The 22,929-nt window shown below is 71.5% G+C and carries 26 protein-coding genes and 1 pseudogene; 23 read left to right on the forward strand and 4 right to left on the reverse strand.

Going from position 1 to position 22,929, the window contains the following annotated elements; translation table 11 throughout:
- Nucleotides 1–68: 68 nt before the first annotated feature.
- Together yhfZ and B082_RS0110630 are read right to left on the reverse strand one after the other, a co-directional pair.
- Complete coding sequence (yhfZ, locus tag B082_RS0110625; protein ID WP_018551772.1) at nucleotides 69–1,007, reverse strand: GntR family transcriptional regulator YhfZ; 939 nt, start codon at nucleotides 1,005–1,007, stop codon at nucleotides 69–71.
- Between the two features lie 132 nt (nucleotides 1,008–1,139).
- Nucleotides 1,140–1,985, reverse strand: a complete 846-nt coding sequence (locus tag B082_RS0110630) for an SAM-dependent methyltransferase (protein ID WP_018551773.1) — start codon at nucleotides 1,983–1,985, stop codon at nucleotides 1,140–1,142.
- 563 nt (nucleotides 1,986–2,548) lie between these two features.
- Here B082_RS0110630 and B082_RS0110635 point away from each other — a divergent pair.
- From B082_RS0110635 to B082_RS0110720, 18 genes are all read left to right on the forward strand, one after another.
- Nucleotides 2,549–3,142, forward strand: coding sequence for a hypothetical protein (locus B082_RS0110635; RefSeq protein ID WP_003965961.1), 594 nt, complete (start codon nucleotides 2,549–2,551; stop codon nucleotides 3,140–3,142).
- 157 nt (nucleotides 3,143–3,299) lie between these two features.
- A complete protein-coding gene (rpsP, locus tag B082_RS0110640; RefSeq protein WP_018551775.1) occupies nucleotides 3,300–3,743 on the forward strand; it encodes a 30S ribosomal protein S16 in 444 nt (147 codons plus the stop codon).
- A 2-nt stretch (nucleotides 3,744–3,745) separates the two neighbouring features.
- The gene (locus tag B082_RS0110645) at nucleotides 3,746–3,985 is read left to right on the forward strand and encodes an RNA-binding protein (RefSeq protein ID WP_005311361.1); all 240 of its coding nucleotides are present in this window, start codon (nucleotides 3,746–3,748) and stop codon (nucleotides 3,983–3,985) included.
- 79 nt (nucleotides 3,986–4,064) lie between these two features.
- Nucleotides 4,065–4,646, forward strand: coding sequence for a ribosome maturation factor RimM (rimM, locus tag B082_RS0110650; protein WP_026249643.1), 582 nt, complete (start codon nucleotides 4,065–4,067; stop codon nucleotides 4,644–4,646).
- Complete coding sequence (trmD, locus tag B082_RS0110655; RefSeq protein WP_018551777.1) at nucleotides 4,646–5,467, forward strand: tRNA (guanosine(37)-N1)-methyltransferase TrmD; 822 nt, start codon at nucleotides 4,646–4,648, stop codon at nucleotides 5,465–5,467. The genes rimM and trmD overlap by 1 nt, the downstream gene beginning before the upstream one ends.
- 128 nt (nucleotides 5,468–5,595) lie before the next feature.
- On the forward strand, nucleotides 5,596–5,946 hold the full coding sequence (gene rplS / locus B082_RS0110660; RefSeq protein ID WP_018551778.1) for a 50S ribosomal protein L19: 351 nt from the start codon (nucleotides 5,596–5,598) through the stop codon (nucleotides 5,944–5,946).
- Nucleotides 5,947–5,991: 45 nt separating this feature from the next.
- Nucleotides 5,992–6,765 carry a signal peptidase I gene (gene lepB / locus B082_RS0110665; RefSeq protein ID WP_018551779.1) on the forward strand — a complete coding sequence of 258 codons (774 nt, stop codon included), beginning with the start codon at nucleotides 5,992–5,994 and terminating at the stop codon, nucleotides 6,763–6,765.
- Nucleotides 6,758–7,822, forward strand: coding sequence for a signal peptidase I (gene lepB / locus B082_RS0110670; RefSeq protein ID WP_026249644.1), 1,065 nt, complete (start codon nucleotides 6,758–6,760; stop codon nucleotides 7,820–7,822). The genes lepB (B082_RS0110665) and lepB (B082_RS0110670) overlap by 8 nt, the downstream gene beginning before the upstream one ends.
- On the forward strand, nucleotides 7,704–8,624 hold the full coding sequence (lepB, locus tag B082_RS37860; protein WP_018551782.1) for a signal peptidase I: 921 nt from the start codon (nucleotides 7,704–7,706) through the stop codon (nucleotides 8,622–8,624). The genes lepB (B082_RS0110670) and lepB (B082_RS37860) overlap by 119 nt, the downstream gene beginning before the upstream one ends.
- 105 nt (nucleotides 8,625–8,729) lie before the next feature.
- The gene (gene lepB / locus B082_RS0110680) at nucleotides 8,730–9,629 is read left to right on the forward strand and encodes a signal peptidase I (protein WP_026249645.1); all 900 of its coding nucleotides are present in this window, start codon (nucleotides 8,730–8,732) and stop codon (nucleotides 9,627–9,629) included.
- Between the two features lie 49 nt (nucleotides 9,630–9,678).
- Nucleotides 9,679–10,428, forward strand: coding sequence for a signal peptidase I (lepB, locus tag B082_RS0110685; RefSeq protein WP_018551784.1), 750 nt, complete (start codon nucleotides 9,679–9,681; stop codon nucleotides 10,426–10,428).
- The gene (locus B082_RS0110690) at nucleotides 10,418–10,906 is read left to right on the forward strand and encodes an NUDIX hydrolase (protein WP_018551785.1); all 489 of its coding nucleotides are present in this window, start codon (nucleotides 10,418–10,420) and stop codon (nucleotides 10,904–10,906) included. The genes lepB (B082_RS0110685) and B082_RS0110690 overlap by 11 nt, the downstream gene beginning before the upstream one ends.
- A gap of 63 nt (nucleotides 10,907–10,969) precedes the next feature.
- Nucleotides 10,970–11,278: a DUF2469 domain-containing protein gene (locus B082_RS0110695; protein ID WP_003965949.1), complete on the forward strand. Its 309-nt coding sequence runs from the start codon at nucleotides 10,970–10,972 to the stop codon at nucleotides 11,276–11,278.
- 84 nt (nucleotides 11,279–11,362) lie between these two features.
- Nucleotides 11,363–11,722 (forward strand): YraN family protein, encoded by a 360-nt coding sequence (locus B082_RS0110700; RefSeq protein WP_018551786.1) that lies wholly within the window; start codon nucleotides 11,363–11,365, stop codon nucleotides 11,720–11,722.
- Nucleotides 11,722–13,347 (forward strand): YifB family Mg chelatase-like AAA ATPase, encoded by a 1,626-nt coding sequence (locus B082_RS0110705; protein WP_018551787.1) that lies wholly within the window; start codon nucleotides 11,722–11,724, stop codon nucleotides 13,345–13,347. The genes B082_RS0110700 and B082_RS0110705 overlap by 1 nt, the downstream gene beginning before the upstream one ends.
- A gap of 203 nt (nucleotides 13,348–13,550) precedes the next feature.
- The gene (dprA, locus tag B082_RS0110710) at nucleotides 13,551–14,705 is read left to right on the forward strand and encodes a DNA-processing protein DprA (RefSeq protein WP_018551788.1); all 1,155 of its coding nucleotides are present in this window, start codon (nucleotides 13,551–13,553) and stop codon (nucleotides 14,703–14,705) included.
- A 288-nt stretch (nucleotides 14,706–14,993) separates the two neighbouring features.
- The gene (gene whiG, locus B082_RS0110715) at nucleotides 14,994–15,830 is read left to right on the forward strand and encodes an RNA polymerase sigma factor WhiG (RefSeq protein WP_026242485.1); all 837 of its coding nucleotides are present in this window, start codon (nucleotides 14,994–14,996) and stop codon (nucleotides 15,828–15,830) included.
- Between the two features lie 231 nt (nucleotides 15,831–16,061).
- Nucleotides 16,062–16,637, forward strand: a complete 576-nt coding sequence (locus tag B082_RS0110720; protein WP_018551789.1) for a TetR/AcrR family transcriptional regulator — start codon at nucleotides 16,062–16,064, stop codon at nucleotides 16,635–16,637.
- Nucleotides 16,638–16,756: 119 nt separating this feature from the next.
- Here the strand turns inward: B082_RS0110720 and B082_RS37865 are convergent.
- A pseudogene (locus tag B082_RS37865) lies at nucleotides 16,757–17,435 on the reverse strand (murein hydrolase activator EnvC family protein); the annotation flags it as partial.
- Nucleotides 17,436–17,671: 236 nt separating this feature from the next.
- Between B082_RS37865 and rpsB the strand changes: the two are divergent.
- The 5 genes from rpsB to B082_RS35905 all read left to right on the forward strand — a co-directional run bounded on the left by rpsB (nucleotide 17,672) and on the right by B082_RS35905 (nucleotide 22,258).
- On the forward strand, nucleotides 17,672–18,586 hold the full coding sequence (gene rpsB / locus B082_RS0110725; RefSeq protein ID WP_018551790.1) for a 30S ribosomal protein S2: 915 nt from the start codon (nucleotides 17,672–17,674) through the stop codon (nucleotides 18,584–18,586).
- Nucleotides 18,587–18,684: 98 nt separating this feature from the next.
- Nucleotides 18,685–19,521 (forward strand): translation elongation factor Ts, encoded by an 837-nt coding sequence (gene tsf, locus B082_RS0110730; protein ID WP_018551791.1) that lies wholly within the window; start codon nucleotides 18,685–18,687, stop codon nucleotides 19,519–19,521.
- Between the two features lie 159 nt (nucleotides 19,522–19,680).
- The gene (gene pyrH, locus B082_RS0110735) at nucleotides 19,681–20,457 is read left to right on the forward strand and encodes a UMP kinase (RefSeq protein WP_018551792.1); all 777 of its coding nucleotides are present in this window, start codon (nucleotides 19,681–19,683) and stop codon (nucleotides 20,455–20,457) included.
- Between the two features lie 155 nt (nucleotides 20,458–20,612).
- A complete protein-coding gene (gene frr, locus B082_RS0110740; protein WP_018551793.1) occupies nucleotides 20,613–21,170 on the forward strand; it encodes a ribosome recycling factor in 558 nt (185 codons plus the stop codon).
- Complete coding sequence (locus B082_RS35905) at nucleotides 21,170–22,258, forward strand: phosphatidate cytidylyltransferase (RefSeq protein ID WP_026249646.1); 1,089 nt, start codon at nucleotides 21,170–21,172, stop codon at nucleotides 22,256–22,258. Before frr ends, B082_RS35905 begins: the two co-directional genes overlap by 1 nt.
- Nucleotides 22,259–22,324: 66 nt before the next feature.
- On the opposite strand, the gene B082_RS0110750 is transcribed toward B082_RS35905, so the two are convergent.
- A complete protein-coding gene (locus B082_RS0110750; RefSeq protein ID WP_018551795.1) occupies nucleotides 22,325–22,852 on the reverse strand; it encodes a hypothetical protein in 528 nt (175 codons plus the stop codon).
- Nucleotides 22,853–22,929: the final 77 nt, after the last annotated feature.

The raw sequence follows: 22,929 nt of genomic DNA on the forward strand, positions 1-22,929 counted from the left end.
TTTGACGAGGTCGAAGGTCCCGTCGCGGCAGGACCTTCGTCCTGTTCCGGCTCCCCGCCGGCCGGGGGTCAGTACGAGGGCAGGCGGGTGCCCTCAAGCACCTCGCGCTGGAGCGAGGTGATCAGTGAGAGATCCAGGGAGTCCCGGACGGCGGCCAGGGCCTTGGCCCCCTCGGTCCGGCCGATGACGGCCGCGCTCGAGTTGCGCAGCGACAGCTCGCGGGTGACCTCGTCCCCCAGCGGGAGCACGTCGACGCCGACCCCGAGCCGGTCCTGCACCTCGTCCAGGTTCCAGACGGTGGCGTCCACCTCTTTGCGGGCGAAGAGATCGGGCAGCTGCATGTACGAGGCCTCCAGCCGCTGGACGTCCGGGCGCCCGGCGAAGACGAGGTCGACCAGCATGCGCAGATCCTCCGACGCGTGGTCGACCGCGACCCGAAGGCCCGGGGTGTCCAGGTCCACGCCGTGGCGCAGGAGCATGCCGTGCGCGCCGACGTAGGTGGCCGGCCCCAGGTCCGCCACCAGCTCCACCGGATGCTCGGCGATCAGCTCGTCGGCGGCGAAACGGGACAGGACGACGAGGTCGACCTTGCCTTCGAGCAGTGCGGCGGTACGGGCCCCGGCGCCTCGCATGAACGTGATCGCGAAGGGCGCGCCCGCCTCCTCGAAGGCGCCGCGCAGTCCGGTCGCCAGGCCCTCGTAACGGCGGGAGTACGGCAGGGGCATCGCGGCCAGCAGTGTCCCGAGCCCGGAGAGCCGCCAGAGTATGGAGCGGTCCGAGTGGGCGAGGAAGGTGCCGAGGTGGCCCCGGGCGGTCGTCCTGATGGCGCCGGACTCCTCCAGCAGTTGCAGGGCCGCCTGGACCGTGCCGTTTCCGCAGCCCAGCTCCTGCGCGTAGTCCCGCACCCGGGGCAGCCGCGTGTCCGGCTCATGGTTGAGCAGCAGGACCGCGAGCTGGCGGGCGGCCAGTCCGTTGCGCGTGAGGAAACGGTCATCGAAGACGTTCACAAAGGGAACAGTAAACAGGATTCTGGATATTGACAAGCGTCCTCGCCGGAGCACGGCGGGTCACGGACGACGGGACGGGCCGGCCGCCTCGGCGACGGGTGTCGCGAGGCGGCCGGCCCGTATCCGCTTTCGCTAAGAGGTACAGACGAGATAGCGGAACACGTTGGACATCCACACCGTGCCGTCCGCGCGCTGGTGCGGACGCAGGGACTCCGCCACTTCCTTCTCCACCTGCCACCGGTCCGTCGCCCGGACCGCGGCGTCGAAGAGCCGCGTCGACAGCAGACCGCGTACCGCGCTGTCCATGTCGGCGTAGCCGAACGGGCAGGCCACCCGGCCCGAACCGTCCGGCCGCAGCCCGGACCGGAAGGCCACGTCCTCCAGATCGTCCCGGCGCGGGCCGCGCCAGCCGCCGCCCGGTGTGCGCCCGTCCCCGGCGAGCCGGCTCGCCACCCGCAGCACCGCCTCGGTCGCGCACCGCTCGGGCGGGCCCCAGCCGGTCAGGACGACCGTGCGGCCCCGGCCCGCCGACGGCACCGCGGTCCCCAGGCTCCGTACCAGCTCGTCCCCGTCGCCCGCCGCGCAGCCGATCGGGGTGAACGCGGTGATCAGGTTGTGCGGTCCGGCCGCCGCCGCCTCGGTGACCGTGTCCACGAGGCGGGCCCCGGTGGCGGGGGAGCCCCGGTCCTCGGGAGCGGGCAGGAGGCGGGCCCGCGCCAGGGCGAGGCGCTCGGGGTCGGTGTCCACGCCGGTGACCCGCGCGCCGCGGCCCTCGGCCATCAGCAGCGCGAGCCCGGAACCGCAGCCGAGCGCGAGCATCCGCGTGGCGGGCCCCACTTCCAGCCGCGCGTACACCGCCTCGTAGAGCGGTGCCAGCATCCGTTCCTGGATCTCGGCCCAGTCACGGGCCCGGGAGCCGTCGTCCGCGGGGGCGGAGGACTCGGTGTGCCGGTGGTGCCGGACGAGCGTAGGTGTCATGGAACGCGCCCCAATCATCCGCCGAGAGGTTGCCGGTTCTGCCGATCGGTCGTGCCCGGGTGGACGGCCGGCCCGTCCCCGTACGCGCGCTCCCCCGTATGCCGGAGTACCGCGCGCCCGCCGCCGCGTCCAGGGGGCTGCGGGGCGCCGATGCCCGCAGGGCGGCCCCGGTGCGCGTGACGGCACCCGGGCGCCCGGACGGCATGGCCGACCAGGGGTCCGCCACGTGCGCTGCCGTCGCTGCCGTCCCAGTCTCACCCGGTACGCCCGGACGGGCACGTCGAGCACGTCAGGGGGCTGCGGATAGCCTCTTCCACCTGCGTTTCCGTGCCTGCCGGAGCCCGGCGCCTGACCACTCGCGGACGGTGGGGGCGCGCACGGCGTCTACGCGCTCGGGCGTACACGGCGCTACGTACCGGCTTGGTGCGAGCTGTGAGACTTCTCCGCAGATCAGCGCACCCGCCCTCGTCAGGACGCATGAACGGCAACTGACTGGTACGTGCAAAATATTTGGGATGGCCCGGAATCGGAACACCGAGGGCCCCGCGCTCGTTGGTCACGACGTGAGCACGACACCACCTGTACTTGCCGCAGAGCTGGCGCAGGCGTGGGCCGACATTCAGCGGTACCACCCCGAGCTGCCCGATCTCGCCGCACCCGAGTCCCTGATCGGAGAGTCCTCGTCCGCCTGTGGCGCCGAGCTCTCCTTCGAGCGACTGCTCCACGAGGCAGTCCACGGCATCGCCGCCGCCAGAGGTGTCCGCGACACCTCACGCGCCGGCCGATACCACAACCGACGATTCCTGGCGATCGCCGAGGAGCTGGGCCTCGACCATGCCGAGGAGCCCCATCCCAGCAGCGGCTTCTCGCTGGTCACGCTCAACCCCGAGGCCAAGCGCCGCTACCGGCCCACGACGGAACGGCTCCAGCGCGCCCTGAAGGCGCACACCGTGGCCACCGCCGCCGACACCAAGCGCTCCTTCCGCGGCCCCGCCGCCCGGCACGGCTCCTCCGGAGGGGGCGTGCGGGTCAAGGCCGTCTGCGACTGCGGGCGCAATGTGCGCGTGGTCCCCTCGGTCCTCGCGCAGGCCCCGATCGTCTGCGGCGGCTGCGGGAAGCCGTTCCGGATTCCGGAAGCGGCGGTCGCGGTGGGGTGAGCCGATGTGGTGTGGCACAATGGCTAGCTGTACTCGACAGTCGCACAGGACCCCTCTCTCCTCCGGCTGACGCGTCCATCGGGCACCCGAGTACCGCAACCCCACGTGGCATCTTCGTTGTGCCCAACCACGTCATAGACCAGGAGACACCACTCCCGTGGCAGTCAAGATCAAGCTGAAGCGTCTGGGCAAGATCCGTTCGCCTCACTACCGCATCATCGTCGCCGACTCCCGTACCCGCCGTGACGGCCGGGCCATCGAGGAGATCGGCCTGTACCACCCGGTGCAGAACCCCTCGCGCATCGAGGTCAACTCGGAGCGCGCGCAGTACTGGCTGTCCGTCGGCGCCCAGCCGACCGAGCCGGTTCTCGCGATCCTGAAGCTCACCGGCGACTGGCAGGCGCACAAGGGCCTCCCGGCCCCCGCGCCGCTGCTGCAGCCGGAGCCCAAGGCCGACAAGCGCGCCCTGTTCGACGCCCTCACCAAGGACGGCGGCGAGGAGTCGAAGGGCGAGGCCATCACGCCCAAGGCGAAGAAGGCCGACAAGAAGGCGGACGAGGCTGCTGACGCTGCCGCGCCCGCCGAGTCGACCGAGGCCTGAGCATGCTCGAGGAGGCTCTCGAGCACCTCGTGAAAGGCATTGTCGACAACCCAGACGATGTGCAGGTCGCCTCGCGCAACCTGCGCCGTGGCCGCGTGCTGGAGGTCCGGGTCCACCCCGATGACCTCGGCAAGGTGATCGGCCGCAACGGCCGCACCGCGCGCGCGCTGCGTACCGTCGTGGGCGCCATCGGCGGCCGTGGCATCCGCGTCGACCTCGTCGATGTGGACCAGGTTCGCTGACAGAGTTGAACACCGGCACGGGCCGGGGAGGGCTGAGCGCCCGCCCCGGCCCGTCGTCGTACGACAGGAGAGACACAAGGTGCAGTTGGTAGTCGCGCGGATCGGTCGCGCCCACGGCATCAAGGGCGAGGTCACCGTCGAGGTGCGCACGGACGAGCCGGAGCTGCGGCTCGCGCCCGGAGCCGTGCTGGCCACCGAGCCGGCCACGACGGGACCGCTGACGATCGAGACCGGCCGGGTGCACAGCGGCCGGCTGCTGCTGCGTTTCGAGGGCGTGAAGGACCGTACGGCCGCCGAGGCGCTGCGCAACACCCTGCTGATCGCCGATGTCGACCCGGCGGAGCTTCCGGAGGATCCCGAGGAGTTCTACGACCATCAGCTGATGGACCTCGACGTGGTCCTCGCCGACGGCACCGAGATCGGCCGGATCACCGAGATCACGCACCTGCCGTCCCAGGACCTCTTCATCGTGGAGCGCCCGGACGGCAGCGAGGTGATGATCCCGTTCGTCGAGGAGATCGTCACCGAAATCGACCTGGACGAGCAGCGCGCGGTGATCGCCCCGCCGCCCGGACTGATCGACGAGAGCGAGGCGGTCGTGGCCTCCGCGCGCGAGGAGGAAGGCGCAACGGCCGCCGGGACGGGCGAGGACGACGCCTGATGCGCCTCGACATCGTCACGATCTTCCCCGAATACCTGGAACCGCTGAACGTCTCCCTGGTCGGCAAGGCCCGCACGAGCGGCCGCCTCGACGTCCGGGTGCACGACCTGCGCGAGTGGACGTACGACCGCCACAACACCGTGGACGACACCCCGTACGGCGGCGGTCCCGGCATGGTGATGAAGACCGAGCCGTGGGGCGACGCCCTGGACGAGGCGCTCGCGGACGGCTACGAGGCGGGGGCGCACGCGCCGGTCCTCGTGGTGCCCACACCGAGCGGCCGGCCGTTCACCCAGGAACTCGCCGTCGAACTCGCCGAGCGGCCCTGGCTGATCTTCACCCCGGCCCGCTACGAGGGAATCGACCGGCGGGTGACCGAGGAGTACGCCGGCCGGATGCCGGTGATCGAGGTGTCCATCGGCGATTACGTGCTGGCGGGCGGGGAAGCGGCCGTTCTGGTGATCACCGAGGCGGTGGCCCGGCTGCTGCCCGGCGTCCTCGGCAACGCCGCGTCCCACCAGGACGACTCCTTCGCGCCCGGCGCGATGGCGAACCTCCTGGAGGGGCCCGTCTACACGAAGCCGCCCCAGTGGCGCGGGCGGGGCATCCCCGAGGTGCTGCTCAGCGGCCACCACGGACGGATCGCGCGCTGGCGGCGGGACGAGGCGCTGCGCCGTACGGCCGCCAACCGGCCCGATCTGATCGAGCGGTGCGAGGCGTCCGGCTTCGACAAGAAGGACCGGGAGATGCTCTCCATCCTCGGCTGGTCGCCGGAGCCCGGCGGCCGATTTTGGCGCAGGCCCGAGGCCGTGGAAGAATAGGCCGCTGCTGTACGTCCGCGTGCGCCCCTGCCACAGGGGGAAAGACGCCCGTCCGACGCGATCAGCCCTTCGCATTCATCACTCTCTCCCGTCGATGACCTGTGGCATCGGCGAAGAAAGCAGACAACATGGCTTCCCTGCTCGACGACGTCAATGCCGCGTCGCTGCGTACCGACGTCCCGGCGTTCCGTCCCGGTGACACCGTCAACGTTCACGTCCGCGTGATCGAGGGCAACCGCTCCCGAGTCCAGCAGTTCAAGGGCATCGTCATCCGCCGCCAGGGCGCGGGCGTCAGCGAGACCTTCACGGTCCGCAAGGTCTCCTTCAGCGTCGGCGTCGAGCGCACCTTCCCGGTGCACAGCCCGATCTTCGAGAAGATCGAGGTCGTGACCCGCGGTGACGTCCGTCGCGCCAAGCTGTACTTCCTCCGTGAGCTGCGCGGCAAGGCCGCGAAGATCAAGGAGAAGCGCGACCGCTGAGCTGACTCCTTGGTCCACAGGACGGCCGGATAAGCTCTGGCCCCGATGGACACGGAAGCAGAACTCCAGGAGCGCGACCGCTCCTCCGCACCCGCTACGGGTCCGGAGGCGCGGTCGCGCTTTTCGCGTGTACGGGACCGGGCCGCCACCTCGCTGTCCTGGCGGCGCGCCTTCGCGCTCGGTGCCGTCTGCGCGGTCTTCGTGCTCCTCTTCAGCACCTTCGTGGTACAGCCCTTCCTGATCCCCAGCGGCTCGATGGAGCCCACGCTCCGGGTGGGCGACCGGGTGCTCGTCAACAAGCTGGCGTACCGGTTCGGCTCCGAGCCGCGCCGCGGTGACGTGGTGGTCTTCGACGGAACCGGTTCCTTCGTGCCCGAGGGGGCGGGGGAGACGAACCCGGTCACCGCGCTGCTGCACGGGGCGCTGGCGACCCTCGGGCTCGCCGAGCCCGCCGAGACCGACTTCGTGAAGCGGGTGGTGGGTGTGGGGGGCGACCGGGTGGTCTGCTGCGACGCGCGGGACCGGATCGAGGTGAACGGCCGGCCGCTGGAGGAGGACTACCTCTTCGCCGGTGACGCGGCCTCCCGGGCTCCCTTCGACATCGTGGTGCCGGAAGGCACCCTGTGGATGATGGGCGACCACCGCAGCCGCTCCCGTGACTCCCGCGACCACCTGGGCGAGCCGGGCGGCGGCATGGTGCCGGTGGACCGGGTGATCGGGCGGGTCGACTGGTTCGGCTGGCCGCTCGGCCGGATCGGCTCCCTGCCGGGCACCTCGGCGTTCGACGGCATACCGGCGCCGGGCCCGGCCCATGGGTAACCGCGGGCGTCAGGGCGGGGCCGCGCCGGACGCGGCCAGCGCGCGTTCGCTGCCGACCCGGGCGGAGCGGCGCAAGCTGGCCCGCAAGGTGAAGCGCAAGCGGCGCAGGTCGGCGGTGCGGGAGATCCCGCTGCTGATCACGGTCGCGCTGCTCATCGCGCTGTTCCTCAAGACGTTCCTGGTGCAGGCCTTCGTGATCCCCTCCGGGTCGATGGAGCAGACCATCCGGATCGGCGACCGGGTGCTGGTGGACAAGCTGACGCCCTGGTTCGGGTCCAAGCCGCAGCGCGGCGACGTCGTCGTGTTCCGCAACCCGTCGGACTGGCCGCCCCCGAACCCGACGAGCTCCGAGGAGTCCCCCGTCGTCGTCAAGCAGGTGAAGGAGGCACTCACCTTCATCGGGCTGCTTCCTTCGGGCGACGAGCAGGATCTGATCAAGCGGGTCGTGGCCGTCGGGGGCGACACCGTGAAGTGCTGCGCGCAGGACGGGCGGCTCACCGTCAACGGCGTGGCGATCGACGAACCCTATGTTTTCCCCGGGGATTCCCCTTCCACCATCAAATTCGAGGTAAAGGTTCCGGCGGGCCGTCTCTTCGTCATGGGGGACCACCGCTCCAATTCCGCCGATTCACGTTTCCACCTGGACAAGGCGGCGGACGGCACGATCGCCGAGGAGGCGGTCGTGGGGCGGGCGAAGTGGATCGTCTGGCCCTTCGGACACTGGAGCGGTCTGGCGGAACGCTCGGCGTTCGCCGGGGTCCCGGACGCGCGCGCCGGTACGGCTGCCGCCTCGGGGCCGTCGAATAGTGTGTCCGAGTATCCATACGGATCGACCCGTCTCCCGACCCCTGCGGAACTCCCGCTCGTTATGGGAGTGGTGGGCCTGCATCGGCTAGGACGCAGGCGGTGGCACGGAATAAGGAGTGGATGTGGGGGATTTGGCGGTCGGCGCACGATCCGGACACGAAGAACCCGAGGACCGGCCGGGCGGTCCGGCGCACGCCGAGTCCGCCGGGGAGCCGGCGGACTCGGCGACGGCGAGCGGGGCGGAGAGTGACGGCGGCGCGTCCGGCGGCAGCACGGCCCGGAAGAAGAAGAATGCCCGCCCGTTCTGGAAGGAACTGCCCCTCCTCATCGGCGTCGCGTTGATTCTGGCGTTGCTGATCAAGACGTTTCTGGTGCAGGCGTTCTCGATTCCTTCGGATTCGATGCAGAACACGCTTCAGCGTGGTGACCGGGTGCTGGTGGACAAGCTGACGCCGTGGTTCGGTTCGGAGCCGGAGCGCGGCGAGGTCGTCGTCTTCCACGACCCGGGCGGCTGGCTGGAGGACACCCAGGCACCCGAGCCGAACGCGGTGCAGAAGTTCCTCAGCTTCATCGGTCTCATGCCGTCCGCCGAGGAGAAGGACCTGATCAAGCGGGTCATCGCGATCGGCGGTGACACCGTGGAGTGCAAGAAGAACGGACCGGTCGAGGTCAACGGCACGGCGCTGGACGACAAGTCGTTCATCTTCGAGGGGAACAGCGCCTGCGACGACCAGCCGTTCGGCCCGATCAAGGTCCCCAAGGGCCGGATCTGGGTGATGGGCGACCACCGGCAGAACTCGCTGGACTCCCGTTACCACCAGAATCTGGCGGGCGGCGGCACGGTCTCCACCGACGAGGTGGTCGGCCGGGCCATCGTGATCGCGTGGCCGGTCAACCGCTGGGCCACCCTGCCGATTCCCAAGACCTTCGACCAGCCGGGCCTCAACGCCGCGGCCGCCGCTGCGGCGCCCGGAGCGATCGGCCTCGCGGGCGCCGTACCGCTCGTGCTCTGGCGCAGGCGGCGCCGGACCGCGCCCCGGCGGACGACGTAACCGACGAACCGCCCCCTGCGCGCAGGGGGCGGTTCTCCGATACGGCGGGCCGGCCGGCAGGGCGGTCCCCTGGGCAGGCATCCGGCGCAGAGTGAGGAAGCGGACATGAGTGGAGTGGCAGGCGGAGCACGGCCCGAGCAGGGGCCCACCCGGCAGCCGGAACCGGCCGACGCGACGGACACCGGCACCGACGCCGAGTCCGCCCCGGCCCCCGAGGCCGAGCCGGACAGCGGCGGGGACAAGATGAAGAACGCCCGCCCGTTCTGGAAGGAACTGCCCCTCCTCATCGGGATCGCGTTGATTCTGGCGTTGCTGATCAAGACGTTTCTGGTGCAGGCGTTCTCGATTCCTTCGGATTCGATGCAGAACACGCTTCAGCGTGGTGACCGGGTGCTGGTGGACAAGCTGACGCCGTGGTTCGGTTCGGAGCCGGAGCGCGGCGAGGTCGTCGTCTTCCACGACCCGGACGGCTGGCTGCGCGACGAGCCGACCCCGAAGCCGAACGCCGTGCAGAAGTTCCTGAGCTTCGTCGGGCTGATGCCGTCCGCCGAGGAGAAGGACCTGATCAAGCGCACGATCGCGGTCGGCGGTGACACCGTGGAGTGCAAGAAGGGCGGGCCGGTCCAGGTCAACGGCAAGGCGCTCGACGAGCCGTACGTCTTCCCCGGCAACAGCGCCTGCGACGACATGCCCTTCGGCCCGTTCAAGGTGCCCGACGGCAAGATCTGGGTGATGGGCGACCACCGGCAGGACTCGTCGGACTCGCGCTACCACACGGACGACGCCAACAAGGGCTTCGTGCCGGTGAGCCAGGTCGTGGGCCGGGCCGTGGTGGTGGCGTGGCCGGTCAACCGCTGGGCGACGCTTCCCGTTCCCGACACCTTCGACCAGTCCGGCATCGGCGCCGCGGCCGGAGCCGCGCCGGGTGCCGCCGGGCTCGCCGGTGCCCTGCCGCTCGTGCTGTGGCGCCGGCGGAGGCTGACCGCCGGGCGTACCGCCGGGTAGGGTGCCCACGCGGATCAGCGATTGTCGACCTCCGATGGGGGATGCCGGTATGGGTGCAACAGGTCGTGCGGACGACGGCCGCGGCCGGCTCGGCGCGAGGCTGTCCTCGGTGGCCGTGGCCATCGGCTGCGTGCTCTTCCTCGGCGGCTTCGCCTGGGGAGCGGTGCTGTACCGGCCCTACACGGTCCCGACCGGCTCGATGACGCCTACGGTGAACGCGGGCGACAAGGTCCTCGCGCAGCGGGTGGACGGCGGCGACGTCCGGCGCGGTGACGTGGTCGTCTTCACCGACACCCAGTGGGGCGACATGCCCATGGTGAAGCGGGTGGTCGGCACCGGCGGCGACAAGATCGTCTGCTGTGGCAAGGACGGCCGCCTCACGGTCAACGGCATACCCATCGACGAACCGTATCTGCGGTCCTCCGGCCGCGCCTCGGGCGAGGACTTCACGGCCGAGGTGCCGAAGGGGCAGCTCTTCCTGCTGGGCGACGACCGCACGGTCTCGCTGGACTCCCGGGTCCACCTGTCGGACGCCACCCACGGCTCGGTGCCGCGCGGCGCCGTGCAGGCCCGGGTCGACGCCGTCGCCTGGCCGCTCGGCTCCATGATCGACAGGCCCGAGGCCTTCGCGGCGCTGCCCGGCGGGGTCTCCTCGGCCGGGCCGCTGAAGCTCCAGCTCACCGCCATGGCCGTGGGCGTCGTGCTCATCCTCGGCGGTGCCGTGTACGGCCCGCTCGCGGCCCGTTCCTCCCGGCCGAAGCGGAGCACGCAGCCGAAGGCGGCGGCCGGTGTCCGCTGAAGTGCGCAAGGTCGCCCGCCTGGTACTCCTCGACCCGGACGACCGCATTCTGCTGATGCACGGCTTCGAACCGGAGGACCCGGAGCGCAGCTGGTGGTTCACCCCGGGCGGCGGTCTTGAGGGCGACGAGACCCGTGAGCGGGCCGCGCTGCGCGAGCTGGCCGAGGAGACCGGGATCACCGACGTCGAACTGGGCCCGGTCCTCTGGCAGCGGCGGTGCTCCTTCACCTTCGACGGCCGGCGCTGGGAACAGGACGAGTGGTACTTCCTGGCCCGTACCGCACAGACCGCCACCGACACCAGCGGCCACACATGGCTGGAACGCCGCAGTGTCACGGGTCTGAGGTGGTGGACCTCCGCCGAACTGTCGGCGGCGCGTGAGACGGTGTACCCGACCAGACTCGCCGAGCTGCTCCGGACGCTGCTCGACGAGGGTCCTCCGGGTACGCCGGTGGTCCTGGCACCCGAAAACGCCTGAGCGGCCGGGGCGCCGGGAGCCGGCGCACAATGGGGAAACGCACGGCTGAAGGGGAACATGCCAATGAGCGCCGAGGACCTCGAGAAGTACGAGACCGAGATGGAGCTGAAGCTCTACCGGGAGTACCGCGATGTCGTCGGTCTGTTCAAATATGTGATCGAGACCGAACGGCGCTTCTACCTCACCAACGACTACGAGATGCAGGTGCACTCGGTCCAGGGCGAGGTGTTTTTCGAGGTGTCCATGGCGGACGCCTGGGTCTGGGACATGTACCGGCCCGCACGGTTCGTCAAGCAGGTACGGGTGCTGACGTTCAAGGACGTCAACATCGAGGAGCTCAACAAGAGCGATCTCGAACTTCCGGGTGGCTGAGTTATCCACAATCGCCCGCTTGTCCACCAAGATCCACTGAGGTAGGGCGGAAGCGTCAGAGTCGGTGCCGGAGGTGGTGCCGATATGAACGCACGGGGGGCTCTCGGGCGGTACGGCGAGGACCTGGCGGCGCGGCTGCTGGCCGACGCCGGCATGTCCGTACTGGAACGGAACTGGCGCTGTCGCGCCGGCGAGATCGACATCGTCGCGATGGACGGTGACGCGCTCGTCATCTGCGAGGTGAAGACCCGCAGGGCGGGCGCGTTCGAGCACCCGATGGCCGCGGTCAGCCCGGCCAAGGCGGACCGGCTGCGACGGCTGGCCGCGCTCTGGCTCGACCGGCACGGCGGCCCGCCGCCCGGCGGGGTGCGCATCGATCTGGTGGGTGTGGTGCTGCCCACGCGCGGTGCGCCCCTGGCCGAGCACGCCCGGGGGGTGGCGTGATGGGGTTCGCGCGTGCCTGCTCGGTCGCGCTGGTCGGCGTCGAGGGCGTGGTGGTGGAGGTCCAGGCGGACCTGGAGGCCGGGGTGGCGGCGTTCACCCTGGTGGGGCTGCCGGACAAGAGCCTGGTGGAGAGCCGGGACCGGGTCAGGGCCGCCGTGGTCAACTCCGGGGCCCAGTGGCCGCAGAAGAAGCTCACCGTGGGGCTGTCCCCGGCCTCGGTGCCCAAGGGCGGATCGGGCTTCGATCTCGCTGTCGCGTGCGCGGTGCTGGGCGCCGCCGAGCGGATCGACCCCGCCTCCATCGACGACGTGGTGATGATCGGGGAGCTGGGGCTCGACGGCCGGGTGCGCCCGGTACGAGGAGTGCTCCCCGCCGTCCTGGCGGCGGCCGAGGCGGGCTACCGGCAGGTGGTCGTCCCGGAACGGAGCGCGGGCGAGGCCGCCCTCGTGCCCGGCGTCTCCGTGCTCGGGGTGCGCAGCCTGCGGCAGCTGATCGCGGTGCTGTGCGACGAACCCGTGCCCGACGAACAGCGGGCCCAGGACGAGGGGCGCCCCGACACCATGCTCGCCGGGCTGATGGTGCCCGGCGCCGGACTGGGCACCGGCATCGCCAGGGCCTCGGCGACGGCCGAGGGCGCCCGGCCGGACCTGGCGGACGTGGCGGGGCAGGAGCGGCCGCGCAAGGCCCTGGAGGTCGCCGCGGCCGGCGGCCACCACCTGCTGCTCACCGGGCCGCCGGGCGCGGGCAAGACCATGCTGGCCGAGCGCATGTCCGCGATCCTGCCGCCCCTGAGCAGGCAGGAATCCCTCGAAGTGACCGCCGTGCATTCGGTCGCTGGCATCCTGCCGCTCGGTGAGCCGCTGGTCTCCCGGGCGCCCTACTGCGCGCCGCACCACTCGGCGACCATGCAGTCGCTGGTCGGCGGGGGCAACGGGCTGCCGAGACCCGGCGCGGTCTCGCTCGCTCATCGCGGGATTCTCTTTCTGGACGAGGCGCCGGAATTCTCCGTCCGGGCGCTGGACGCGCTGCGCCAGCCCCTGGAGTCCGGGCACATCGTGGTGGCGCGCAGCGCGGGGGTGGTGCGGCTGCCGGCCCGGTTCCTGCTGGTGCTCGCGGCCAACCCCTGCCCGTGCGGGCGGCACACCCTGAGCGGGGACGGCTGCGAGTGCCCGCCGTCCGCGGTGCGCCGCTATCAGGCCCGGCTCTCCGGGCCGTTGCTCGACCGGGTGGATCTGAGGGTGGCCGTCGAGCCCGTCACGCGCGAGGACCTGATGGGACGGGGCGGCAGGGGCGAGTCCACCGCGACGGTCGCGGCCCGGGTGCGGGAGGCCCGGACGCGGGCGGCCGAGCGGCTGGCGGGGACGGCCTGGACGACCAACAGCGAGGTCCCCGGCCATGAGCTGCGGACCCGGCTGGCCGCTGCGCCGGGCGCGCTGCTGGCGGCCGAGCGCGACATGGAGCGCGGCCTGCTCACCGCGCGGGGCCTTGACAGGGTGCTGCGGGTGGCGTGGACGGTGGCGGACCTGCGGGGCGCCGAGCGCCCGGACGCCTCGGACGTCGCGGTGGCCCTGGAGCTGCGCAGCGGCATCCCGCGCGGGGTCGCGCTGGGGGCGGGGGCGGCATGACGGCACGGGACGCGGGGCGCTGGAGCGGGTCGCCGGCCCCGGAGGGCGGTGACGGCGCGGGGGCCGCGGGGCGCGGTGGCGGCGAGGTGGTCGCGGGGCGCGGGGGCGGCGCGGTCGTGGCGGGACGCGGGCCCGGCGGTGGGAGAGCCTTGGTCGCGGACGGCGGCGGGACATCGGGCGGGCGGGGGTGGCCGGCCGGGGGCGTGAGTGCGCGGGAGCGGCTGGCGCGGGCGGCGCTGACCCGGGTGCTGGAGCCGGGCGACGAGCACGGCGGCCGGTGGCTGAGGGAGTGCGGCGCGGCGGAGCTCTGGCGCCGGATCACGGCCCCGGGCGGGGAGGCGGAGCGGCTCGGCGGGATGACCGCGCGGCGGCTGGCCGGTTACCGGCTGAGGGCCGAGTGCGTCGACCCGGAGCGGGATCTGGCCGCCGTCGCGGCGGTCGGCGGGCGCTTCGTCTGTCCCGGTGACCCGGAGTGGCCGACACAGCTCGACGACCTGGGCGATGCGCGGCCGACCGGGCTCTGGGTGCGGGGGAGGCCCGATCTGCGGCTCTGGGCGCTGCGCTCGGTCGCCGTGGTCGGCGCCCGCGCCTGCACACCGTACGGGGCGCACATGGCGACGACACTGGGTGCCGGTCTGGCGGAGCGGGGCTGGGTGGTCGTCTCGGGGGCGGCTTTCGGGGTGGACGGGGCGGCGCACCGGGGCGCGCTGGCCGCCGGTGGCGCGACGATGGCGGTGCTGGCCTGCGGGGTGGACGTCCCCTACCCGCGCGGGCACGCCGAGCTGATCGGCCGCGTGGCCCAACAGGGGCTCGTCATCGGTGAACTGCCGCCGTCCGAACACCCGACGCGCAGCAGGTTCATCCTGCGGAACCGGGTGATCGCCGCGTTGACGCGGGGGACCGTCGTGGTCGAGGCCGAATACCGCAGCGGCTCCCTCGTCACGGCGCGCAGTGCGCAGCGGCTCGGCCGGTTCACGATGGGCGTTCCCGGGCCGGCGACCAGTGGTCTGTCAGCGGGTGTCCACGAACTCCTGCGGGGCGAGGGCGTGCTGGTGACGGACGCCGCGGAAGTCGCCGAACTCGTGGGGGACATCGGGGATCTGGCCCCCTCCAGGAGCGGTCCCGTGCTGGCCAGGGATCTGCTCGACGCCGTCGCAGGAAGGGTGCTGGACGCCCTGCCGGCCCGGACGGCCGTCGTCGCCCGCGAGGTGGCGCGCGTCGCCGGGACGAGCGCCGATGAAGCCCTCGGCAAACTGTACGAACTGCACTCACTGGGATTCGTCGAACGTGAGGGCGAAGGCTGGAGGTTGACGCGGCGGCCGAGTTGTCCGGACGACGCTCGGCGAGGCGGTTCTTGATCTGGGGCATTCGGGTGAAAAGGTGAGGCCGATGACCTCGGCGGACGCTTCGACGGTGGTTCCGGGGCCGGTGCCTGCGGCGACGGCCCCGGGCCTCCGACGCGTCCGCGCCCCGGTGGGCTGTCATGTCCGCGGCCCGGTCGCGCGTCATGTGCGTCCGCCCGAGGGCGCAGGGGTCCGATCCCTTATCCTGCGCGCACCGCGACAGCGCGGTCACGCTACGCTCACAAGGATTCCGCCCCAGAGACAAGTCCCAGTACTTCACGGCAGAACGGCTCAAGGCACCACATGCCCCAGCACACCTCCGGGTCTGACCGCGCGGCAGTACCACCGGCTGCGCGTGGCACTGTGCGCCCTCCCGCCCCGTCCTCGCTCGACGAGTTGTGGCGTTCGTACAAGACGACGGGCGACGGAAGGCTGCGGGAGCAACTGATCCTGCACTACTCGCCCCTGGTGAAGTACGTCGCCGGCCGGGTGAGTGTGGGCCTGCCGTCCAACGTCGAGCAGGCGGACTTCGTCTCCTCCGGGGTCTTCGGACTGATCGACGCGATCGAGAAGTTCGACATCGAGCGGGCGATCAAGTTCGAGACGTACGCGATCACCCGCATCCGGGGCGCGATGATCGACGAACTCCGGGCGCTGGACTGGATTCCGCGCTCCGTCCGGCAGAAGGCGCGCGCCGTGGAGCGCGCCTACGCCACCCTGGAGGCCCAGCTGCGGCGCACCCCGTCGGAGGCGGAGGTCGCGGCGGAGATGGACGTCACGCTGGATGAACTGCACGCGGTTTTCAGCCAGTTGTCGCTGGCCAATGTGGTGGCGCTGGAGGAGCTGCTCCATGTGGGCGGCGAGGGCGGCGACCGGCTGAGTCTGATGGACACGCTGGAGGACACCGCCGCCGACGATCCGGTGGAGGTGGCCGAGGACCGGGAGCTCAGGAGGCTGCTGGCCCGAGCGATCAACACCCTTCCGGACCGGGAGAAGACGGTCGTCACGCTCTACTACTACGAGGGCCTGACCCTTGCCGAGATCGGCAACGTGCTCGGGGTCACCGAGAGCCGCGTCAGCCAGATCCACACCAAGTCGGTCCTCCAGCTCCGCGCGAAACTGGCCGACGCCGGCCGCTGACGCAGCCGGTCCGGGGCCCTGTACGGCTGCCCGCCGCGGCTCGGACCGCCGCCGTCGGACGCCCGCCGTCCGGGGCCGCCGCCCCACACCGCACCCGAGACCGCGGCCCCCGGGCCCGCCCTCGTGCCGCCGTGCTCGCAGGTCCGGTTCGGCCACGGTTCGGGGCGCGCTCTCTCTGTTCGGCGGAGGTCGCCGTAGAGTGGAGGCGTGCCCAGGATTCGAGCGGCCTCCGTGGCCGAGCACCGGACCATGCAGCGCGGCGCCCTCCTGGACGCAGCGCGCTCCCTGCTGTCCGAAGGGGGCACGGAAGCGCTGACCTTCCCCGCCCTCGCCGAACGTACGGGCCTCGCCCGGTCCTCCGTGTACGAGTACTTCCGCTCCCGCGCCGCCGTCGTCGAGGAGCTCTGCGCCGTCGACTTCCCCGTCTGGGCTGCCGAGGTGGAGACCGCGATGGAGCGGGCGGCGACGCCCGAGGAGAAGATCGAGGCGTACGTCCGGCGTCAGCTCGACCTCGTCGGGGACCGGCGCCACCGGGCCGTGGTCGCGATCTCCGCCAGCGAACTGGACGCGGGTGCGCGCGAGAAGATCCGGGCCGCGCACGGCGGCCTCGTCGCCATGATCGTCGACGCGCTCGGCGACCTCGGCCATGAGCAGCCCCGGCTGGCGGCCATGTTGCTCCAGGGCTCCGTGGACGCCGCGGTCCGGCGTATCGAGCTGAGTGTGGCGGAGGAGCCCGGTGTCATCGCGGACACCGCCGTCGCCATGATCCTCAACGGCGTCCGGGGCATCGCGGCCGACCGGGGCTGACCCCGGCGCCGCCACCGCCACCGCCCGGCGAGGACCACCAGCACCGCGGGACAGGCCGGGCCCCCGCTGCCGGGCGCGACCGTCGGCCCGCCGCTGCCGGACGTCACGGGCCACCCACCGCCACCGGACGCCGCCCGTGCCCCGGATTCCGCTTCCGGCACCGGTACGCCGAACACCGGCAGCAGCCGTGAGGGCCCGCGCCGCAGCAGTGCGGCCGGCAGCAGCGACAGCGGGTCCAGATACGCCTCCGCGCGGCGCAGCCCCCAGTGCAGACAGCCCGACGCGCAGTGGAACGGCCCCGCCTCCAGCACGGCCACCACCTGCCCCGCCGTGACCTCGTCGCCCTTCGCGACGAGCGGGCGCACCGGCTCGTACGTGGTCCGCAGCGGAGGGTCGCCCGTCCCGGCGACCTCGACCGAGACCACCCCGCGGCCGGCGACCTCGCCCGCGAACGAGACCCGGCCCGGCGCGGCGGCCAGCACCTCGGCGCCCGGGGCGGCGGCCAGGTCCACTCCCCGGTGCCCCCGCCCGTACACCGTGGCGGGCGGCTCCCAGCCGCGTACCACCGCGGGCCGGCCCGCCAGCGGCCAGGCCCGCGCGCCGTAGCCCGGCCCCGACGACGCCTCGGCCGTACCCGGCCGGGCCCACGCCGCCATCAGCAGGGCGAGGACGAGGGCGAGGGGCCGGCGGTACCGCCGCCGCGCGCGACGGTCCCCGTGTCGGGTCCGGGCAGTCGCCCGGCCGGATGTGATTCGCATGGCACCACCGTCCCCCGCGGCCCCGGATCGCGGGGATCATGGGCCTGATCTGTGGACTACCAGCCGGTTGTGGACAGCGCCGTCACCCGGGACCCGGCGGGTCCCGTACACTTCTTCTGGCGATCCGGGTCACCGGGTCGACTTCGCACGCCCCGCCACCATCCGCTCAGCGGAGGTGGCCGCGCTCCTCGGTCCCTCGTGGCACGGCGCGTCGGGGCGTCAGGCGCGACAGCAAACCTGCTGCCGCGACAACCGAGCACCTCAAGGAGTACGGCCATGGCCGTCGTCACGATGCGGGAGCTGCTGGAAAGCGGCGTCCACTTCGGTCACCAGACCCGTCGCTGGAACCCGAAGATGAAGCGCTTCATCTTCACCGAGCGCAACGGCATCTACATCATCGACCTGCTCCAGTCGCTGTCGTACATCGACCGCGCCTACGAGTTCGTCAAGGAGACCGTCGCCCACGGCGGCTCCATCATGTTCGTGGGTACGAAGAAGCAGGCCCAGGAAGCCATCGCCGAGCAGGCGACGCGCGTCGGCATGCCGTACGTCAACCAGCGTTGGCTCGGTGGCATGCTCACCAACTTCTCCACCGTCTACAAGCGCCTTCAGCGTCTGAAGGAGCTGGAGCTCATCGACTTCGAGGACGTGGCCGCCTCCGGCCTCACCAAGAAGGAGCTCCTGGTCCTCTCCCGCGAGAAGGCCAAGCTGGAGAAGACCCTCGGTGGTATCCGCGAGATGCAGAAGGTGCCGAGCGCCGTCTGGATCGTCGACACCAAGAAGGAGCACATCGCCGTCGGTGAGGCGCGCAAGCTCCACATCCCGGTCGTCGCGATCCTCGACACCAACTGCGACCCCGACGAGGTCGACTACAAGATCCCGGGCAACGACGACGCGATCCGCTCCGTCACCCTGCTCACCCGCGTGATCGCCGACGCCGTCGCCGAGGGCCTCATCGCCCGTTCCGGCGCCGCGACCGGCGACTCGAAGCCGGGCGAGAAGGCCGCCGGCGAGCCGCTCGCCGAGTGGGAGCGCGACCTGCTCGAGGGCGACAAGAAGGCCGACGCCGAGGTTCAGTCCTCCGTCGAGACCGAGAAGGACGCCGCCGCCGACGCGGAGCCGGCCGCCATCGCCGCCGAGCAGGCCGAGACCCCGGCCGAGGCTCCGGCCGCGGACGCCGAGCAGGCCTGACACCCGTCACGGCTGAAGACGGCGGGGGCCGGTGCCACAAGCACCGCCCCCGCCGTCCACCCGTAGATCTTTCAGACTTCGAGAGAGAACACAGACTCATGGCGAACTACACCGCCGCTGACGTCAAGAAGCTCCGCGAGCTCACCGGCGCCGGCATGATGGACTGCAAGAAGGCGCTCGACGAGGCCGACGGCAACGTCGACGGAGCCGTCGAGGCGCTGCGTATCAAGGGCCAGAAGGGCGTCGCCAAGCGCGAGGGCCGTTCCGCCGAGAACGGCGCGGTCGTCTCCCTCGTCTCCGAGGACAAGACGTCCGGCGTTCTGGTCGAGCTGAAGTGCGAGACGGACTTCGTCGCCAAGGGCGACAAGTTCCAGGCCGTCGCCAACGCGCTGGCCGCGCACGTCGCCGCGTCCTCCCCGGCCGACCTGGAGGCGCTCCTCGCCTCCGAGATCGAGCCCGGCAAGACCGTCCAGGCGTACGTGGACGAGGCCAACGCCAACCTCGGCGAGAAGATCGTCCTGGACCGCTTCGCGCAGTTCCAGGGCGCCTACGTCTCCGTGTACATGCACCGCACGATGCCCGACCTGCCGCCGCAGATCGGTGTCATGGTCGAGCTGGACAAGGCCGACGCCGACCTGGCGAAGGGCCTCGCCCAGCACATCGCCGCCTTCGCGCCGAAGTACCTGGCCCGCGAGGACGTCCCGGCGGAGGTCGTCGAGGCCGAGCGTCGCGTCGCCGAGGAGACCACCCGCGCCGAGGGCAAGCCCGAGGCCGCCCTCCCGAAGATCGTCGAGGGGCGCGTCAACGGCTTCTTCAAGGAGGCCACCCTCCTCGGCCAGCCGTACGCGCTGGACAACAAGAAGTCCGTCCAGAAGGTTCTGGACGAGGCCGGTGTCACCCTGAAGCGCTTCACGCGCATCAAGGTCGGCATCTGAGTCCGACCGCGAAATAACGGCGGACCCCGATAGGGTCTGGTGCAGTCGACGGCCGCACACCGCCGTACGACCGCAGATCTGACGAGGAGGCCATTGCCGCTGAGGGACACCAGGCCCACCGGCAATGGCCTTCTTCGTATGTGCACGAGGAGAATTCCCATGAACAAGGGCGCGGACGCCGCCAAAGGTGACCACAAGCGCGAGGACGGCAAGGTGCCCGGACGCTTCATGCTGAAGCTGTCCGGAGAGGCGTTCGCCGGTGGCGGGGGTCTCGGCGTCGACCCCGACGTCGTGCACGCCATCGCCCGCGAGATCGCGGCGGTCGTCCGGGACGGCGCGCAGATCGCGATCGTCATCGGCGGCGGCAACTTCTTCCGCGGCGCCGAGCTCCAGCAGCGCGGCATGGACCGGGCCCGCTCCGACTACATGGGCATGCTCGGCACCGTGATGAACTGCCTCGCACTCCAGGACTTCCTGGAGAAGGAGGGCATCGACTCCCGCGTGCAGACCGCCATCACCATGGGCCAGGTCGCGGAGCCGTACATTCCGCTGCGTGCCGTACGGCACCTGGAGAAGGGCCGCGTCGTCATCTTCGGCGCCGGCATGGGCATGCCGTACTTCTCCACCGACACCACCGCCGCCCAGCGCGCCCTGGAGATCGACGCGGAAGCGCTGCTCATGGGCAAGAACGGCGTGGACGGGGTCTACGACTCCGACCCGAAGACCAACCCCGCGGCGGTGAAGTTCGACGCGCTGGAGTACAGCGAGGTGCTGGCCCGCGACCTCAAGGTCGCCGATGCCACCGCCATCACGCTCTGCCGTGACAACGAGCTGCCGATCCTCGTCTTCGAGCTCACCACCGCGGGCAATATCGCCCGCGCCGTCAAGGGTGAGAAGATCGGCACACTCGTGAGTGACCAGAGCACCCGCGCCTGACGCGTGGTTCCACCGGTGAGGCCCGGTGGAACCCGGGGCGCGGAACCGCCCCGGAAGATGGACAACGGCCTGCCGGTCGGACACCGTGCAGGTGAGGACGCGACGCAGGATCCGCTGGGCCCGCCGGGCCCGTTCAAGACACGCAGGAGCACGTGGTGATCGAAGAAACCCTCCTTGAGGCCGAGGAGAAGATGGAGAAGGCCGTCGTCGTTGCGAAGGAGGACTTCGCCGCGATCCGTACCGGCCGCGCGCACCCGGCGATGTTCAACAAGATCGTCGCCGACTACTACGGTGCGCCGACCCCGATCAACCAGCTGGCCTCGTTCTCGGTGCCCGAGCCGCGTATGGCTGTGGTGACGCCGTTCGACAAGACCGCGCTGCGCAACATCGAGCAGGCCATCCGCGACTCGGACCTCGGCGTCAACCCGAGCAACGACGGCAATATCATCCGGGTGAACTTCCCCGACCTGACCGAAGAGCGTCGTCGCGACTACATCAAGGTCGCGAAGACCAAGGCCGAGGACTCCAAGATCTCGATCCGGGCCGTCCGCCGCAAGGCCAAGGAGACGCTCGACAAGCTGGTCAAGGACAAGGAGTCCGGCGAGGACGAGGTGCGCCGCGCCGAGAAGGAGCTCGACGACACCACCGCGAAGTACGTCGCGCAGGTGGACGAGCTGCTGAAGCACAAGGAAGCCGAGCTGCTCGAAGTCTGATGAACGACTCTTCCTGGGGCGCTCCGCAGGGCGCCGGCCACCGGGTCGCGCCCGAGATGCGGGCCGCTGCGGCGGGTCCTGCATACGATGTGCATGACGCCCAGCAGACTCGGCCCATGCCCATCGTGCCGGACGTTCCCGACGCAGGTAGAGACGCTGAAGACCGTGATCACCGGGGACAGGGGGCCGGACGCCTGAGCGGCGGCCCCCTGTTCCGCGACGAGAAGCCGCAGGAGCCCATGCCCACCGCGCCGCCGCCACCCCCGCAGAAGAAGCGTGCGGGCCGGGACCTGGGATCCGCCATAGGGGTCGGCCTGGGGCTCGGTGCGCTGGTGGTCGTCTCGCTCTTCTTCGTCAAGGCCGTCTTCGTCGGCGTGATCGTGCTCGCCGTCGTCGTGGGCCTGTGGGAGCTGACCTCCCGGCTCGACGAGCGCAAGGGCATCAAGGCGCCGCTCGTGCCGCTCGCGGTCGGCGGCGCCGCGATGGTTGTCGCCGGGTACGCGCGGGGCGCCGAGGGTGCCTGGGTCGCCATGGCCCTGACCGCCCTGGCGGTGCTCGTCTGGCGGATGACGCAGCCGCCCGAGGACTACCTCAGGGACGTCACGGCCGGCGTCTTCGCCGCGTTCTACGTCCCCTTCCTGGCCACCTTCGTCGCCATGCTCCTGACCGCCGACGACGGGCCGCAGCGGGTGCTCACCTTCCTGCTGCTGACCGTGGTCAGCGACACGGGTGCGTACGCGGTCGGCTGGCGGTTCGGCAAGCACAAGCTCGCGCCGCGCATCAGCCCCGGCAAGACCCGCGAGGGCCTGTTCGGGGCGGTCAGCTTCGCGATGGTGGCCGGCGCGCTGTGCATGCAGTTCCTGATCGACGACGGTTCCTGGTGGCAGGGGCTGCTGCTCGGGCTCGCCGTCGCGGCCAGCGCCACCCTCGGTGACCTGGGCGAGTCCATGATCAAGCGGGATCTCGGGATCAAGGACATGGGGACCCTGCTGCCCGGCCACGGCGGGATCATGGACCGGCTGGACTCGCTGCTGCCGACCGCGCCGGTGGTCTGGCTGCTGATGGTGCTCTTCGTCGGCTCCGGCTGAGCGCACGGACTGTTCACGCGTGAGGGTCCGCCGTCCACGGGACGGCGGACCCTCACGCGTATGACGTCAGCCACGCTCCCGCAGCGCCGCGCGCATGTAGTGGTGAAGGCCCAGCGCCCGCCGGCGCATCCGCAGGATCCAGGGAATGAACGCCGCCACGAGGGCCGCCACGACCAGCGAGTACACCAGCGAACCGCGGGCGGCGCCGAGGACGAGCAGGCCGGCCGCCACCAGCCCCATGAAGCCCAGCCAGTACGGCAGCCACCTCTCACCCCGCTCGATCTTCCCCAGCTGGTCGTCCACCAGCCGCCGCATGACCGCGCGCTCCTGCGGGTCCCGGGGCACCTCGCGATGCCGGATCTTGCGGCTGAGACCGGCGATGGCGCGCGGGCCGGCCCCGGTCGCACGGCTGGTCCTGTGGCGCTGCACGGCCAGGGCGCCCATGACCACGACGGTGTACAGCACGCCCTGGACCACCCACAGGCCCGGATGCTCGTCGTGCCGGAACAGTGCCCCGAGGCCCACGCCGAGCACGAGGACCAGCAGGCCCTGTCCGGTCAGGCTGTCGCTGAACCAGTGCTTCACGGTGTGCACGGCACCTACCTCCTGCGGCGTCTGCGGAACTCCCTGTACTGGCCCGGTTACCCCCGACAGCCCGGTCCAACGGTGCT

It is taken from the genome of Streptomyces sp. ATexAB-D23 (assembly GCF_000373645.1).
Taxonomy (GTDB): Bacteria; Actinomycetota; Actinomycetes; order Streptomycetales; family Streptomycetaceae; genus Streptomyces; species Streptomyces castrisilvae.